General features: G+C 60.0%; 19 protein-coding genes. 6 read left to right on the top strand and 13 right to left on the bottom strand.

Annotated features, from left to right (window positions below):
* Nucleotides 1–96 precede the first annotated feature (96 nt).
* The 3 genes from AC2FEE_RS05580 to rpsU form a co-directional block, all read right to left on the bottom strand.
* Entirely contained in the window at nucleotides 97–1,134 is a 1,038-nt protein-coding gene (locus tag AC2FEE_RS05580; RefSeq protein WP_496863630.1) for a CAP domain-containing protein, read from the bottom strand.
* Nucleotides 1,135–1,437: 303 nt separating this feature from the next.
* Nucleotides 1,438–2,328 carry a hypothetical protein gene (locus tag AC2FEE_RS05575; protein WP_496863629.1) on the bottom strand — a complete coding sequence of 297 codons (891 nt, stop codon included), beginning with the start codon at nucleotides 2,326–2,328 and terminating at the stop codon, nucleotides 1,438–1,440.
* 465 nt (nucleotides 2,329–2,793) lie between these two features.
* Nucleotides 2,794–3,000 (bottom strand): 30S ribosomal protein S21, encoded by a 207-nt coding sequence (gene rpsU / locus AC2FEE_RS05570; protein ID WP_005614280.1) that lies wholly within the window; start codon nucleotides 2,998–3,000, stop codon nucleotides 2,794–2,796.
* Between the two features lie 111 nt (nucleotides 3,001–3,111).
* On the opposite strand from rpsU, the gene AC2FEE_RS05565 reads away from it, so the two are divergent.
* Both AC2FEE_RS05565 and AC2FEE_RS05560 read left to right on the top strand, forming a co-directional pair.
* Entirely contained in the window at nucleotides 3,112–3,804 is a 693-nt protein-coding gene (locus tag AC2FEE_RS05565) for a COQ9 family protein (protein WP_496863627.1), read from the top strand.
* 55 nt (nucleotides 3,805–3,859) lie between these two features.
* A complete protein-coding gene (locus tag AC2FEE_RS05560) occupies nucleotides 3,860–4,846 on the top strand; it encodes an NAD(P)H-quinone oxidoreductase (protein WP_496863626.1) in 987 nt (328 codons plus the stop codon).
* Nucleotides 4,847–4,880: 34 nt separating this feature from the next.
* Here AC2FEE_RS05560 and AC2FEE_RS05555 read toward each other — a convergent pair whose 3' ends face one another.
* Nucleotides 4,881–5,738 (bottom strand): DUF2189 domain-containing protein, encoded by an 858-nt coding sequence (locus AC2FEE_RS05555; protein ID WP_496863625.1) that lies wholly within the window; start codon nucleotides 5,736–5,738, stop codon nucleotides 4,881–4,883.
* 193 nt (nucleotides 5,739–5,931) lie between these two features.
* On the opposite strand from AC2FEE_RS05555, the gene AC2FEE_RS05550 reads away from it, so the two are divergent.
* Nucleotides 5,932–6,915: a quinone oxidoreductase family protein gene (locus AC2FEE_RS05550; RefSeq protein ID WP_496863624.1), complete on the top strand. Its 984-nt coding sequence runs from the start codon at nucleotides 5,932–5,934 to the stop codon at nucleotides 6,913–6,915.
* 53 nt (nucleotides 6,916–6,968) lie between these two features.
* Here AC2FEE_RS05550 and AC2FEE_RS05545 read toward each other — a convergent pair whose 3' ends face one another.
* From AC2FEE_RS05545 to AC2FEE_RS05505, 9 genes are all read right to left on the bottom strand, one after another.
* Complete coding sequence (locus AC2FEE_RS05545) at nucleotides 6,969–7,502, bottom strand: outer membrane protein (RefSeq protein ID WP_496863622.1); 534 nt, start codon at nucleotides 7,500–7,502, stop codon at nucleotides 6,969–6,971.
* A gap of 269 nt (nucleotides 7,503–7,771) precedes the next feature.
* Nucleotides 7,772–8,245: a YHS domain-containing (seleno)protein gene (locus AC2FEE_RS05540; protein WP_496863620.1), complete on the bottom strand. Its 474-nt coding sequence runs from the start codon at nucleotides 8,243–8,245 to the stop codon at nucleotides 7,772–7,774.
* 296 nt (nucleotides 8,246–8,541) lie between these two features.
* Entirely contained in the window at nucleotides 8,542–8,709 is a 168-nt protein-coding gene (locus tag AC2FEE_RS05535; RefSeq protein ID WP_496863618.1) for a hypothetical protein, read from the bottom strand.
* A complete protein-coding gene (gene plsY, locus AC2FEE_RS05530) occupies nucleotides 8,706–9,311 on the bottom strand; it encodes a glycerol-3-phosphate 1-O-acyltransferase PlsY (RefSeq protein WP_496863616.1) in 606 nt (201 codons plus the stop codon). The genes AC2FEE_RS05535 and plsY overlap by 4 nt, the downstream gene beginning before the upstream one ends.
* Nucleotides 9,311–10,591 carry a dihydroorotase gene (pyrC, locus tag AC2FEE_RS05525; protein ID WP_496863615.1) on the bottom strand — a complete coding sequence of 427 codons (1,281 nt, stop codon included), beginning with the start codon at nucleotides 10,589–10,591 and terminating at the stop codon, nucleotides 9,311–9,313. Before pyrC ends, plsY begins: the two co-directional genes overlap by 1 nt.
* On the bottom strand, nucleotides 10,588–10,974 hold the full coding sequence (locus AC2FEE_RS05520; protein WP_496863614.1) for a hypothetical protein: 387 nt from the start codon (nucleotides 10,972–10,974) through the stop codon (nucleotides 10,588–10,590). The genes pyrC and AC2FEE_RS05520 overlap by 4 nt, the downstream gene beginning before the upstream one ends.
* Nucleotides 10,959–11,477: a hypothetical protein gene (locus AC2FEE_RS05515; RefSeq protein ID WP_496863613.1), complete on the bottom strand. Its 519-nt coding sequence runs from the start codon at nucleotides 11,475–11,477 to the stop codon at nucleotides 10,959–10,961. The genes AC2FEE_RS05520 and AC2FEE_RS05515 overlap by 16 nt, the downstream gene beginning before the upstream one ends.
* Nucleotides 11,474–12,409: an aspartate carbamoyltransferase catalytic subunit gene (locus tag AC2FEE_RS05510; protein ID WP_496863611.1), complete on the bottom strand. Its 936-nt coding sequence runs from the start codon at nucleotides 12,407–12,409 to the stop codon at nucleotides 11,474–11,476. The genes AC2FEE_RS05515 and AC2FEE_RS05510 overlap by 4 nt, the downstream gene beginning before the upstream one ends.
* Nucleotides 12,410–12,468: 59 nt before the next feature.
* Nucleotides 12,469–13,098 carry a scavenger receptor class F, member 2 gene (locus AC2FEE_RS05505; RefSeq protein WP_496863610.1) on the bottom strand — a complete coding sequence of 210 codons (630 nt, stop codon included), beginning with the start codon at nucleotides 13,096–13,098 and terminating at the stop codon, nucleotides 12,469–12,471.
* 85 nt (nucleotides 13,099–13,183) lie between these two features.
* Between AC2FEE_RS05505 and AC2FEE_RS05500 the strand changes: the two genes are divergently transcribed.
* The 3 genes from AC2FEE_RS05500 to AC2FEE_RS05490 are packed head-to-tail and all read left to right on the top strand — an operon-like array spanning nucleotide 13,184 to nucleotide 15,164.
* Nucleotides 13,184–13,948: a uracil-DNA glycosylase gene (locus tag AC2FEE_RS05500; protein WP_496863609.1), complete on the top strand. Its 765-nt coding sequence runs from the start codon at nucleotides 13,184–13,186 to the stop codon at nucleotides 13,946–13,948.
* Nucleotides 13,948–14,547, top strand: a complete 600-nt coding sequence (locus tag AC2FEE_RS05495) for a metallophosphoesterase family protein (protein WP_496863703.1) — start codon at nucleotides 13,948–13,950, stop codon at nucleotides 14,545–14,547. Before AC2FEE_RS05500 ends, AC2FEE_RS05495 begins: the two co-directional genes overlap by 1 nt.
* Nucleotides 14,544–15,164 (top strand): LysE family translocator, encoded by a 621-nt coding sequence (locus AC2FEE_RS05490; RefSeq protein WP_496863607.1) that lies wholly within the window; start codon nucleotides 14,544–14,546, stop codon nucleotides 15,162–15,164. Before AC2FEE_RS05495 ends, AC2FEE_RS05490 begins: the two co-directional genes overlap by 4 nt.
* Nucleotides 15,165–15,167 lie beyond the last annotated feature (3 nt).

Here is a 15,167-nt window from a genome sequence, read left to right as displayed (position 1 = left end):
CGCCGGTTTTGCCTCATTTGTGCGAAAAATTGCGCAGATTGCCTCTGCGCATCGGAACGGGGCACCAAACAGATGCCCCGCAGACCGTATCTGAGGTTAGGCGAAGTCCATCATGCAGAAATTGTCGATGGAGACGAAGGTGAAGAAATCGTCCTGCATGTCAGCGCCCATGTCCGACGTGACATCGGTTTTGGCCGGGGCGTCATCACACATGTCCGAGGTCAGCATGAAGTCATCCACAACCGCCGCTGTATCGGTGGCCGGGGAATCGTTCAGCCTGAAGTCATCGACCAGAACCAGAAGGTCGTTGACGAAACCTTCGATCGCCGCAAGGAACTCTTCCACGTCAAAGCAATCGCTCGCCGGGGCTTCGGTGACGTCGGTGTCGGGTGTTTCGTCTGCCGGTTCCTCGGTCTCGGTGACGTCGGTGTCGGGTGTTTCGTCTGCCGGTTCCTCGGTCTCGGTGACATCGGTGTCTGGCGTTTCGTCTTCCGGTTCCTCGGTCTCGGAGACGTCGGTGTCTGGCGTTTCGTCTTCCGGTTCTTCGGTCTCGGTGACGTCGGTGTCTGGCGTTTCGTCCGCTGGTTCCTCAGTCTCGGTAACGTCCGTGTCGGGCTCTTCCATCACCGGGTCTTCTGCAACAGGCTCTTCAACCGGTGGAGTTGGCGCGGCGCCGTTGTCCAGCACGACGGTGCCATCGGTGGTAGCAAAGTTCTGGGTCACCATAACGGCGTCCCAACCGTTATAGTCGCCTTCCTCGATACCGATGCCGATATACTCGTAGTCAGGGTTCAGGATATTGGCGCGGTGGCCGGAGCTGTTCATCAGGCTCTGGTGCAGTTGTTCGACATCGTCACTGATGCCCTCGGCGCCGCGTTCCGATTGCCAGGCGATGTTTTCACCCGACCGCCAGCTGCCGGAAAAGTCGAACCCGGCGTCCCGCATCCGCTCGGTCGCGCTGGACCCGTTCGATCCGGTGTGGCTGAATCTATCGGTGTTCAGCATCCAGGTGCTGTGATCCTCGGCCGAGTCATTCAGACGGGTTTCCAGCTTCAGCGGGTTCAGCCCGCGGGATGTGCGCTCTTCGTTGATCAGCGCCAGCATTTCTTGCTCGAATGTACTTGCAGTTGACATGGTAGCCTCCGTTTGAGTGGTCGTCTGTGCAGACCGGGCCAGTTACAGGGGGCACCGGACAGACGGACAGAGGAGGCGGAGATTCAGGCGAAATCCGGCAGGGGCGTGCTGCCGGTGCAAGATTCGCTGCGCTGCAACATGCCGGTCCAAACGGGCTTAATGCGGCTCGGCAGATTACCGCAATTGCGACAGAGACAAATGGCAAGAACCGACCGACCAAAACGGTCGGTTTAAACCCGCTGAGTTGATTGAGGTGATTTGGTGTTGTTAATGACGGCGCTCACGCGTGTTGGGATGACGGCCCTACACATCGGGATCGACGCAGCGAATATCTGAGGCGCAAAGGTGCATCGCGTCTTTGGTCGCCCCGTCATAGGTGCCGTTTAACGGACCTTTGTAATGTGCGGCTTCCTGCATTCTGAGTTGAAAAGCTTCGACAAACTCGGCGTCGCCCAATTTGAGAGCGTTGTCTAAATCCAACCGCGCTTGCACCACCCGGTGCTGCGATTGATGAATCGAAGCGCGATAGTCATACGTGTCGGCATAGCCATTCTCGGCAGCTGATCTGTCAGCCTCTTCGGTTTCGATCAATTGAATGGCCTGGTCATAGCTTTCGAGCGCATCTCCCGGGCGACCAAGCTCTTCCAGAATTATGCCTCGCGCTCGCAGATGATCGACGTCGTCAGGGTCGTCCTCGATCATCAGGTCCAGAGTTGCCAGGGTCGACGTCCAATCGCCGGCTTCAGTATGAATGATCATCTTTTGCTTCAACGCAAATCTGTACAGCACCATCAGATCCAAGTTCTTTGTAACCAGATCTACTGTGACACGTCGCTTCCCAGCCTTTACCAGTTCTTCGATTTCCTCAGTTGACTGACGAAGGAATTCCATGCGCGTGTCTTCTTTGTTGATCAGCACGTTCAGAACCGCCAGCGCCAGATCGTTTTGCCCGAGCGCCTTGTATGCGCTTGCACGAACGTAGACCGACGAATCAGGATAGTCTTCGGCTTCGATCACGCGGTTGATATCCTGCAAGGCGGTTTCGAACTCCTCGGCTTGTGTGCTGGCCCGAAACCTGAGAAGCAGTAGTCTGACGTCTTTGGGGTGCTCGGCAAGGACGTCATCAACGATGTCGCGCGCTTGCAAAGGTTGGAAATCGACCATTTCCAAAAGCGTATTGCTCCACACTTTCATCGCCCATCTCTGGAAACGTTTCGATGTCCGCAAACGCTGCGCCGCCCCGCTCGCGGTCGTGCAGGGCGTCCAATTCCAGAGCTTTGGTGCAGGTTTTAATTCTGGTCGGCTTGTCCTTGGCGTCGATGCAAGCCGTCAAATAGGGTTGTCAGAGCCTGCATTCACAAGATTGAACAACAAAAGGCCCGCCGCACAGGCGAGGACCATGACGGAAAGCACTCTGACTTTATATTGGGTCTTCATCGGGAAAACTCTCTTTGAAAATTGGCCAATAAATGATGCGTTTCACATCGCTTTTTGCATATGATGCGAATTTGGCAAAGGTGTGGTCGTCCGGCGTATCAGGCGTTTTATGCGCCGTGTATCGGAGCCAATTGGCAAAACGGTCTGGTGAAAACGACAAACCCCCGGGCGGAGCCTCGGGGGTCGTCAAATAGTGTCATCCAAAGCTGGACGAGCGAGATCTTAGAGCAGACCTTCGCGCTGGGCTTTCTTACGTGCCAGTTTACGGGCACGGCGGATCGCTTCAGCTTTCTCGCGCGCTTTTTTCTCGGACGGTTTCTCGAAATGTTGCTTCAGCTTCATTTCACGGAACACGCCTTCGCGCTGCAGCTTTTTCTTCAGGGCACGAAGCGCCTGATCGACGTTATTGTCGCGAACACTAACCTGCATGTGGTTGTCACCACCTTTCTAGATAGAGTTGCAAGGAAATTGCAGGAGTTGGCCGTATAGCAAAGCCGGTCTATCTTGTCTAGTACTGGCCCCGAGAACCGGAGAACCGCCATGACCGTTACCTATGAAGATGCAAAACAACAGCTTTTGGACGCGATTCTGATCCATGTGCCGTTTGACGGCTGGTCCGAGGCCAGCTTTCGCGCCGCGATCAACGATAGCAACCTGGATGACGGTTTGGCGCGGGCGATCTGCCCCCGTGGTGCGGTCGATCTTGCGCTGGCATTTCACGCGCGGGGCGATGCGGTCATGGTGGAAAGCCTGAAATCTACTGACCTGAGTGAGTTGAAATTCCGCGACCGCGTGGCTGCGGCCGTGCGATTCCGGCTTGAGGCTGTGCCCGACAAGGAATTGGTGCGCCGGGGAATGACTTTGTTTTCTCTGCCAACCCATGCGGCGGATGGGGCCAAGGCACTGTGGCAGACCTGCGATCTGATCTGGGACACGCTGGGTGACACTTCGGACGACGTGAACTGGTACACCAAACGTGCGACCCTCTCGGGGGTGTTTTCCTCAACCCTGTTATTCTGGCTGGGCGATGATTCCCCCGATCACGAAAAGACGTGGCAGTTTCTGGACCGTCGCATCGACAACGTCATGCAGTTCGAAAAGCTCAAGGCGCAGATGAATGGCAACCCGCTGTTCAAACCGTTCCTGGCGGTGCCGAACTGGTTCGCCAGTCAGGTGAAACCGCCGATGAAAATGCGCGCCGATTTGCCCGGGATGCTGAACCCGCGCAAGTAAGCGTCTGGGCCTTGCTGAAATTGCCTGCTAGGCATTGGGCAAAGGAGATTTGCCCATGACCCAGACAATGCGCGCCGTTGAGATCACCGAGCCTGGCGGACCTCAAGTTCTGCAACTGACTGAACGCCCGGTACCCGAGCCGCAAAACGGTCAGGTGATTCTCAAGGTGGCTTATGCGGGTGTGAACCGCCCGGATGCATTGCAGCGTGCCGGGGCCTATGACCCGCCTCCGGGCGCCAGTGATCTGCCGGGCCTTGAGGCGTCGGGCGAGGTGGTTGCCGTGGGCACTGGGGCCGAGGGACTTTCCGTCGGCGATCAGGTCTGCGCGTTGCTGCCTGGTGGCGGATATGCTGAATATGTGGCCACCCCCGCCGCACATTGCCTGCCGGTCCCCAAGGGTATGGAGATGAAAGAGGCCGCCTGCCTGCCCGAAACCTTCTTCACCGTTTGGTCCAACGTCTTCGTGCGCGGCGGGCTGAAGGCCGGTGAGCGTTTTCTGGTACATGGCGGCTCCAGCGGTATCGGCACTACGGCGATCCAGCTGGCTCATGCGTTTGGGGCCCGGGTTTTTGCCACTGCCGGATCGGATGAAAAATGCGAGGCCTGCGTCAAACTGGGTGCCGAGCGGGCGATCAATTACCGGGATGAGGATTTCGTCGGCGTCATGCGGGCTGAAGGCGGTGCGAACCTGATCCTTGATATGGTGGGCGGCGATTACATCCCGCGCAACGTTAAAACGCTGGCCGAGGATGGCCGTCTGGTGCAGATTGCCTTTTTGCAGGGGCCGAAGGTCGAACTGAACTTTGCCCTGATGATGGTCAAGCGCCTGACTCTGACCGGCAGCACCCTGCGCCCGCAAAGCGATCTGGCCAAGGCGAAAATAGCTCAGGAACTGCGCGAGGCGGTCTGGCCGCTGTTGGAGGCCGGGAAGGTTGCCCCCGTTATGGACAGCGAGTTCGCTCTGGCAGAGGCGTCAGCGGCGCATGCGCGGATGGAAAGCTCGGGCCATATCGGCAAGATCGTCCTGAAGGTCGCCGGCTAACCGGGCGGCGCGGGCCTGTTCCGCGCACCTTCCATCAGGTCACCGCGCGGCGATATAGATGCCACGTGGCGTGACCCAGAACCGGCATCACCACGATCAGACCCAGCATCATCGGGATCGCGCCAAGGACCAACAGGGCCGCGACGATGAAACCCCAAGCAAGAATGACACCGGGATTGTGCCGCAGCACCCGGACCGAAGTCACGACTGCCACCGGCAGCCCCACCTTGCGATCCAGCAACAGCGGAAAGCTGACCACGCTTATGGCCAGCGCGACAAGAGCGAACAGGAACCCGACCGCGTTGCCGAAGATGATCATCGTCCAGCCTGCGCCCGTAGTGAAGACCTGCTTGATGAAGGCGCCGACGGATGTGGGCAAGTCGGGACCGAGCGTGTGGACATAGATGCTCTGCGCGACCATCAGCCAGATCAGCATCCACATGACCAGATAAAAGCCCAGCATCAGGATTGCCCCGAAGGACGGCGACTGGAACACCGCGAACGCGTCCAGCCAGTGCACCTCGCCCGCTTGTTCGCGTTTGCGGCTGATTTCATAAAGGCCAACCGCGGCAATCGGGCCAATCAGTGCAAACCCAAGGATAAGCGGCGCCAGCAGCGGCACCATGTTGCGGTTCAGGCCGAACCCGAACATCAGCAACCCCGCGATGGGGTAGATCAGCACAATGAATATGGCATCGGCCCGTGTTTCCAGAAAATCGTTGTAACCTGCCCGCAGACAGGCCCGCAGGTCCTGCATCGTCAGGGTTTGTATCTTTGGCAGATGCTTTGTATCGGCGCTGCCAATGCGGTTCACGCTTTCCGCAATATGATCGCCGGTTGCGCCGATGTTCCGAGCGGTCCAGCTAATCGGATTTCCAATCGTCTTGGCCATCGTCTTTCCCCTCCCTTTGCGTATCCGCGCAGCAGGGTGGTTCCGGCATCGGTTGCCCTTGGCCGGACCAGCCGGCAACGCCTGGGCGCCAGTATAGCACATTTTTTCGCGTTGCGGTTGCGTGGTGCGGAATCGTGCCGATTGCCCTTATTTACAGGCGTGTTAGCTTGGCTTCAGGTAACAGGAGGTCAGCATGCAGCAAACGGCAAGAACCGTCGTCATTCACGAACACGGCGGCCCCGAAGTTCTGAAGATCGAAGACAGGCCGCTGGGCGATCCCGGACCCGGAGAGGTGCGCATCCGCCACCACGCCTGCGGGCTGAATTTCATTGATGTCTATCAGCGCACGGGTCTGTACCCGATGGACCTGCCGCACGCTTTGGGCATGGAGGCTGCAGGCGTGATTGAGGCCGTCGGTGAAGGTGTGACCCATCTGGAACCCGGCCAGCGTGCCGCCTATGCCGCCGCGCCCTCGGGTGCCTATTCCGATGCGCGGGTGATGCCTGCGGCGCAGGTCTGTCCCTTGCCTGACGGGATATCCTTTGATGCGGCGGCGGCGATGATGCTCAAAGGGATGACGGTGGAATACCTGTTTCACCGCACCACGCCGCTGAAACGCGGCGACACTGTGCTGTTTCATGCGGCAGCCGGGGGCGTCGGCCTGATTGCCTGCCAATGGGCAAAATCCGAAGGGATCACCCTGATCGGCACGGCTGGCACGGATGAAAAATGCAGCCTGGCGCAGTTCAACGGGGCCGCCCATTGTATCAACTACCGCAAAGAGAACTTTGCCGAACGCGTGGCCGAGATCACCGGTGGTAAAGGTGTGGATGTGGTGATGGATTCGATTGGGGTGGATACGTTCAACGGATCGCTGGACAGTCTGAAGCCGTTGGGAATGATGATCTCATTCGGCAATGCGTCGGGACCGGTGCCGCTGATGGATATCGGAATTCTGGCCAAGAAGGGTTCGCTTAAGGTCACCCGGCCGACCTTGTTTACGCATATTTCCGATCATACTGTCTGTCAGGCGATGGCCCGTCGCCTGTTCGGCAAAGTCGAGGGCGGAGAGGTCAAAGTCCATATCGATCAGCGTTTTCCGCTGGATCAGGTCGCTGACGCCCACCGCGCGCTCGAGGCCCGGCAGACCACCGGCAGCACGGTACTGGAACTCTGACACACAGAACCCGGCCCACCGGGGCCGGGTCTTTTCGCTTATCTGTCGTCCGATCAGAACCGATAGGCTGCGCGCACCTGAACGGTGGTTGCGTCCACGTCGATGCCGGTGCGGTCGAAATTGTCGAATTCGTGATAGAGGATCTCGCCACCAACGCTGATGTTCGGGGCGACGATCTGTTCGTAGCCAGCCCCGATGAACCAGCCGTCCTCGCTGCCCAGATTGTCGGTTCCGGCTTCGGCAAAGCCGCCGACGCCGTACAGCAACCCGGTTGACGTCACCTTGTAGCCCGCGCGCGCCTTGATGCGCCAGACATCCTCGACCTTGACGCCGGGGGCCAGCCCGATACCGGTCCAATCATAGTCAAAGCCAAGACCGACAACCCAATCGCTCAGGTCGTAGTCGTAGCCAAGGATGATGCCGCCGATCACACCGTCGCCGTCCACGCCCGAGACATTGGTGTCGATATCGGCGTAACCCAGTTGCAAGCCGCCGTAGAAACCGGTCCAATTGCCCGAGGACTGCGCCGCGGCTGCACCTGCGGTAAAGACCGCGATCACTGAGGCGAGAAGAAGCTTACCTTTCATTTTATATCCTTTCATCGGAAATGGCCTGCAGCAAATCCACGCTGCCTGTTCGACTGTATTGATTACTACGGTCCGGTTTGACGACCGGATCACAGTTCGTTCAAGCATTCCGACCCGAAAGATGCGCCACGCTCACAATCTGCGGCAGCATCGGCCCGTTGAAACCGGGCACGTTCTTTCCTTTAAATGTAGGTCTGCAAAAGGTCTGTTTCAAACGACAATCGGCGGCAGAGTGATCCGCCGCCGATCTGACTTTTTCCGTCAGCGGGTTATTGCTGCAGTTCTGCCGGAGTTTTTTCAGCTATGGTTTCCCAATTGGTGCTGGCTTTCTCGATAAAGCCGGGAATGTCGCCTTCCCAGCGTTCCTGAATGTCCTGCGACAGGTTCAGGTACAGCTTGTTGTCGACGATCTTCCAATAGGTCGGGTCACCGTCGAACTTGAAGCCCATCGCGGCACCGAATGCGCAGTACCCACCATAGGCCGGCAGGTAGGCTTCTGGATTTTCTTCGAATGAGGCTTTGTTTTCTTCATTGGCAAAGCGATACAGCGCATCATTGTGAAGCGCGGTGATACGGTAATCGCCCTTGGTCGGTTCACCATCGGTGAAATAGGCTACCGGGTCGTAACCCTGCAGCGCGAGACCGGTCGAGCTTGCGTTCAGTTCAACGCCTGCGGCCAAGGCCGAGCTTGCGATTGCAACAGACAGCGCGACGCCGCCAATGATGGATTTAATCTTGTTCATTGTTTTCACCTTTCGTGAAACGGGCGATCCGGCGGCGCTGAAATTTCGCCAGGACACCCCTTGGGATTTTTGTCCGTGCGACCGGTAATTGGCCGTCACGCAACCGAAGTGGGCAATCGCGCCATCACGTTCAAAACAATCAATTGTGAATGTGCGGCGACGAAGGGGCGGTGTTCAATTTCGCGCATGTCCGCCTCAGGCTTCGGGTTCGAACGCAATCACGAAGGCAATAACCTTTTCAGCAGGCATTTCGCAGGGCCGCAGCAACGCGCCACTGGTGTTGGTCAGATAGAGGTTCAGACTGGGTAATCGCCGCCGCCCAATTGATGCGCGACAAGCTTGTGGGCTTTGCCGCCGGCCGATTCCAGCCGGCTGACGATATACCGAATGCTCTTGCTCTGCCCGGTGGAGGAGCCGAGCGGGATGGCGAAAAACGCGGACAGAAAGGTATCCGTGGCGATCAAGACTGGCCGATTTTGGGTTCGGTCCCGGCCCTGATCCGTGCCAGGTTGGCGCTGTGGCGCCAATAGACCAGCAGGGTCAGAACGATGCCCAGGAAAAAGGTCGAACCATCCGTCAGCAGCAACACCCAGATGATCGACATGGCCGCCGCGACCAACGCGCCCAGCGAGGAAATCCGCCAGATCGCGGCCGCGACCAGCCAGCTCAGACAGCAGGCTACGCCCACGCGCCAGTCGAGCGCCAGCCACAGGCCCAGAAAGGTGGCCACGCCCTTGCCGCCCTTGAACCCCAGCCAGACCGGGAAGCAATGGCCCAGAAATGCCGTTAGGGCGGCAATCTGGGCGGCGTCTTCCCCGACCAGCGCTCGGGCCAGCAATACGGCGACGGCGCCCTTGGCGGCATCAAAGACCAGCGTCAGTGCTGCGGCGGCCTTGTTGCCGGTGCGCAGTACATTGGTTGCGCCGATATTGCCCGACCCGATATTGCGCAGATTGCCCAACCCCATGACCTTTGCAACGATCATGCCGAACGGGACCGAGCCCATCAGATACCCAATCACGGCCCAGAGGATAAGCTGGGTCGTCGTCGCGTCAAATGGGGGCATCAGGGTCTCCGGTAAACTTCTTGGCCTGCTACATAAGTTGCGGTGACCTTACCTTGCATCCGCTGGCCGTCAAACGGTGTGTTCTGCGATTTCGATTTCAGCGAGAAACGGTCAAGTACAAAAGGCACATCCGGATCGAACAGCACCAGATCGGCGGGCGTGCCCTGGGTCAGGCGACCCGAGTCCAGCCCTAGCCGTTTTGCCGGGTTCAGGGCCATCGCGCGGAACAGGGTCGGCAAGTCCAGCTGATCCGAGTGATAAAGACGCAGCGCCGCAGGCAGCAGCGTTTCCAGCGCCACTGCGCCCGAGGCTGCCTCTTCAAACGGCAGACGCTTGCTTTCCTCATCCTGCGGCGTGTGCATCGAGCTGATGATGTCGATCAGACCGGTCCGCACCGCGTCGATCACCGCCTGCCGGTCATCCTCGGATCGCAGCGGCGGCTTGACCTTGAAAAAAGTGCGATAGTCGGCCACGTCCAACTCGTTCAGTGTCAGGTGGTGGATCGAGGTGCCTGCGGTGATGTCCAGCCCGTTGCGCTTGGCGCGCTCCAGCGCGGGCAATGCGCGGGCGGTGGTGATCTGGTCGGCGTGATATGCGGCCCCGGTCATTTCCAGCAGCGCAATGTCACGGTCCAACCCCATCCGTTCTGCCATAGGCGAGACAGCAGGCAGGCCGCGCAGGGAGGCGAACTTGCCGCTGGTGACGGCCGCACCGTCGCTCAGGCCTGGCTCCTGCGGGTGGGCGATGACCAACGCGCCGCAGGACCTTGCATAGGTCAGGGCACGAGAGAACACCTTGGTGTTGGCGATGACGTGGTCGCAATCGGTGAATGCAACGGCCCCCGCGTCCTGCAGAAAGCCGATCTCGGTCATCTCGCGCCCTTCGCGGTTTTTGGTCAGGGCAGCCATGGGCAGCACGTTCACAGGTGCATCCGCCTGCGCGCGCCGGGTTGCAAATTCCAGCGTTTCCGGCGTGTCCACCGCAGGCAGCGTATCGGGCCGGGTGACGATGGTTGTCACCCCGCCAGCCGCTGCGGCCAGCCCGGCGGATTTATAGCTTTCCTTGTGCCGTTCCCCGGGTTCGCAGACCTTGACGCCGATATCGACGATCCCCGGTGCAAGACAGTGGCCGCCGCAGTTCACCACCTGCGTGGCTGTATCCGGGGCCTTGCCCGCGCCTCGCGCCGCGATCCGACCGTCCGCGACCTGCAGCCAGCCGGTTTCCTGCGTGCCAGTTTCCGGGTCGATCAGGCGGGCGTTGGTGAAGATCAGGTTGCTCATGCCATGGCCCTTTCGATTGCGGCTTTGGTGGCGGCTGGGTCCGCCTGGTACTTGATCAGGTGCTTGTCGCCGCCTTTGGTGACGACCTGTACGAAACTGCCCATGGTGTTGACCGTTTCGATCTGGTTCAGCGCCACCTTGCGTGGTCCGGGGCCGGTCAGCATGGTGTCGGACATCTCCCACGTGGCCACCAGCTCTTCGGACGCCAGATACCAGGCGCGGACCGCGACAGCCGCCAAACCGGCAGGCGCGCCGGTCCAGACATAGGGGTTGCCGACCAGCCACAGCACAATCATCGCGCCACCCATGGCCGCAGCGGCCAGCCACGCATTGGTGCGCAGATACGCGCCTTTGTCGGGCGAGAAGGTCACAGGATCAGCCACAGGGCACCTCCGATAATCAGCAGGATTACCAGAACCAGAATGGCCGAACCGATGCGGCGGGGTCTTTCATCCTGCGGCGCGGTTTGGGACGCCGAGAATGGCCTTGCACTTTCGGTTTCAATCGGGCCGCCGGTCCAGTTGGTGGTTCCTTCAGTGTAAAGACCGGTCAGGTGCACCCTCGGGTCCGGTGTCAGCGTTGCTGCGCGCCCGCCAAACGCGGCGCTACGCACAACCATGACCCAGCCTTCGATGGCGTCCAACGCGGTGCGGTCCAGTTGATCTGCGGACACGCCGCAGCCCTCATTCAGATAGCCGAAAAGCCCAAGGTCTTCGAGGTCGAAGATCGGAAAGACATCGATCTGTTCGGGGTTCAGCCCGGCCACCCCCAAAACCTGATCGGCTGCGCCCGGTTCGCGCAGGAACTTCGCTTCTTCCTGGCGCATGTCCAGCGTGAACAGGCGGATCACGCCGTGTTCGTGGGGGGCGATGGTCAGATCACTCATGCGGCATCCCGCAGGTTGCGCGCCAGCAGTTCCATCGCGGCCATGCGCACGGCGACGCCCATCTCGACCTGTTCCTGAATGACCGAGCGGTTGATGTCATCGGCCAGGGTTCCGTCAATCTCGACCCCGCGATTCATCGGGCCGGGATGCATGACGATGGCGTCAGGCTTGGCCAATGCCAGCTTTGCCGCGTCCAACCCGTAGCGGTGGTAATATTCCCGTTCCGAGGGGATGAAGCCGCCGTCCATCCGCTCTTTTTGAAGGCGCAGCATCATGACAACATCAACGTCGCGCAGGCCTTCATTCATGTCGTCATAGATCTCGGCCCCAAACTCGGCGAACTGGCCGGGCACCAGCGTCGGCGGGCCGATCAGGCGGATGCGGTTCTCCATCTTGCCCAGCAGGATCAGGTTCGACCGCGCTACGCGGGAATGGGCGACGTCGCCGCAGATCGCGATGTTCAGCCGGTGCAATCGGCCCTTGGCGCGGCGGATGGTCAGCGCGTCCAGCAGCGCCTGTGTCGGGTGCTCATGTCGCCCGTCGCCCGCGTTCAGAACCGCGCAGTTGACCTTTTGCGCCAGCAGATCGACCGCGCCGGAATGCGGGTGCCGCACCACCAGCAGGTCGGGATGCATCGCGTTCAGGGTCATCGCCGTGTCGATCAGCGTTTCGCCTTTTTTGATCGAGCTGGCCTGCATCGCCATATTCATCACATCAGCGCCCAGGCGCTTGCCTGCGATTTCAAAGCTCGCCTGGGTACGGGTCGAGTTCTCAAAAAACATGTTGATCTGCGTCAGCCCGGCCAACACGTCGGAATGCTTGGCCGATTGCCGGTTCAGATCGACATATGTTTCGGCCAGATCAAGAATAGCGGTGATATCAGATTGCGTCAGATGCTCGATGCCAAGAAGGTGACGATGGGCAAAACGCATGGGCGGGCTCCTGTCTGACAATCGAGCCGCTTATAAGAAGCCCCGCGCGCGAGGGCAACCTAAGGATCAGAACCTTCGGGCAGTTTCTCACATCCGCCCTCGGGCAAACACTGCTCGCCGGGTTTGCACCACTTGCCGTATCCGCAATCGACCGCCTTGACCGGCACGCAGCCCTGATTTCTTGAGCATTTAAAGCCGGGGCGGCATTGCGAGCCGGTTTTTTCGCACAGGTACCAACCGGGGCGCGAGCATCCGCCGCCCGGCAGGCAGGATGTACCCGCCGCGCAGGATTGGCCGTCGTCGCATAGAGAGGGCAGACCTTCAATTGCGGTATTCGGGTCAAACTCAGGTGAGCTGCGTTCGCATTCGCCGCGCGCGTTGCAGAACGTCCCGCCCGGGCAATCAAGGCGCGAGGTGCATTTATTGGCCCCTGCAGGGGCGCAGCGGGTGCCCCCGGCCACGCAGCGTTCGAACGGTCCGCAGGTACGCCCGCCGCCACAATAGGTGCCGCCCAGCGGGATGCAGTGGCCGTCAAAGCTGCATCTTTGCCCGCCCGAACAACACCGGGTGCCGCATTGGAACTGGCCGGGGCGGCATTGACCGTTGCGGTCGAACAATTGTGCAAAGGCCGGGCCGCTGAGCGGAATCAGCAGCAGGGAAATCAAAAGGAATCGCGACAGAACCAACATGAATGCCGCAATGGTCGGTGCGACGGGTCGCCCAATCAAGGTCTATTCGCTTTCCCTCGATCAAAAGCTGGTTAGATTGAGGGGTATGGAATCGGCTTTGGATTATCAAACTGCGCGGGCACTGCTGGACTGGCAGATCGAACTGGGCGCAACGGATGCGATAGGTGATGCGCCGGTGGATCGCTATGCGCTGCCTGATACTGCGCCTAAGGCAAGGAAACCTGCTACGGTGCAGGCCGCGCCCGAAAAGCCGAAAAAGGTGGATCCTGTCGCGGTGGCAAAGGCCACCGCCCAAAGTGCCGGGTCGCTGGACCAATTGCGGGACATGATGGATGGGTTCGAGCATTGCGAGTTGAAACGCGGTGCGCGGCAGCTGGTGTTTGCCGACGGCACGCCGGGTGCGCGGGTGATGATCATCGGCGAGGCTCCGGGCCGCGAGGAAGACCGCGAGGGCAAGCCATTCGTGGGCCGTGCCGGACAATTGCTTGACCGGATGCTTGGGGCGATTGATCTGGATCGCAGCCAGAATGTCTATATCACCAATGTCCTGCCGTGGCGGCCGCCTCAGAATCGAGACCCAAAACCCGAAGAGATCGGGATGATGAAACCGTTTCTCGAACGCCACGTGGCGCTGGCCAAGCCCAAGGTTTTGGTGATCATGGGCAATATCAGTTGTCAGGCGGTTCTGGGTAAACGCGGTATCACAAGGCTGCGCGGGCAGTGGACTCAGGCGTTGGACCTGCCGGTTATCCCGATGTTCCACCCCGCCTACCTGCTGCGCCAGCCGCAGATGAAGCGGCAAGCCTGGGCGGATCTGCTGGAACTCAAGGCCCGGCTGGAGGAGAAATGATGCGCATTCTGGCCTTTTCCGACCTGCATATGGCCCGCAATCGCGCGGCCGAGGTCGTAAAGGCCAGCGCCGAGGCCGATCTGGTGATCGGGGCCGGAGATTTCTGCAACATGCGGCAGGGGCTGGAGGAAGCAATGGCGATGCTGTCCGGCATCACGGCGCCGTTTGTCATGGTGCCCGGCAATGCGGAAAGCGCGCAGGAATTGACCGAGGCCGCGCCCGAGGGGGGCCATGTCCTGCACGGCACCGGCATGACTCTGGACGGTCTGCGCCTGTTCGGGCTGGGCTACGGCGTGCCGGTCACGCCTTTTGGCCACTGGTCCTGCGACCTGACTGATGCCGAGGCCGCCGAGTTGCTGGACCGCTGCGACGGCGCCGACATTCTGATCGCGCATTCTCCGCCCAAGGGGTATGGCGATGTCACGTCAATGGGCGATACGGTTGGCTCGGTCGCCGTACGTGACGCGGTGGAACGGTTGCAGCCGCAATACGCGCTTTGCGGCCATATCCATGACAGCTGGGGCTATCGCGGCACCATCGGCCGCACGCAGGTCGCCAATCTTGGCCCCCGCGTAAACTGGTTTGAGGTCACCTCATGATCGAAACGGTCACTCTGCTGGCTTTCATTCCGGCAGCTTTGGCGCTGAATTTCACCCCCGGTGCAGACATGTTGTTTTGCTTTGGGCAAGGTTTGCGGTCAGGTGCCAAACCGGCTTTCGCTGCAAGCGCGGGAATTTCCCTCGGATCGATGGTTCATGTATTTGTAGCGGGGCTTGGGTTGGGGGCCGCCGTAGCGACGATGCCATGGCTGTTCGATGTAATCCGCTGGATGGGGGTGGCTTATCTGCTGTATTTGGCATGGGGCGCGATCCGGAACGGGGCGGTGTCCGCCGATGCGCCTGCAAAGCCCACAAGCCACGCCTTTCGCGACGGGTTGGTGGTGAACCTGACCAATCCCAAGGTCATCCTGTTCGTTTTGGCCTTTATCCCGCAATTCGTGAATCCCGCCATAGGGCCGATCCTGCCGCAATTCCTGATCTTCGGCTTGATCATCGCGCTGGGCGGGTTTGTTGTGAATGGGCTGGTGGGTGTTTTTGCCGGTGGCGCGGGCAAGGTTCTGATCTCGAACCCAAGCGCCTTTCATATCATCGGCTGGGTGACGGGGGGGATTTTCACCGCCCTTGCGGTCCGGCTTGCCATCATGGAAAGGGCCTGACGC

This window comes from Ruegeria sp. YTSC199 (assembly GCF_059609725.1).
Note: the sequence above shows the minus strand (reverse complement) of the source record. Positions and strands in the feature narration are given on the sequence as shown.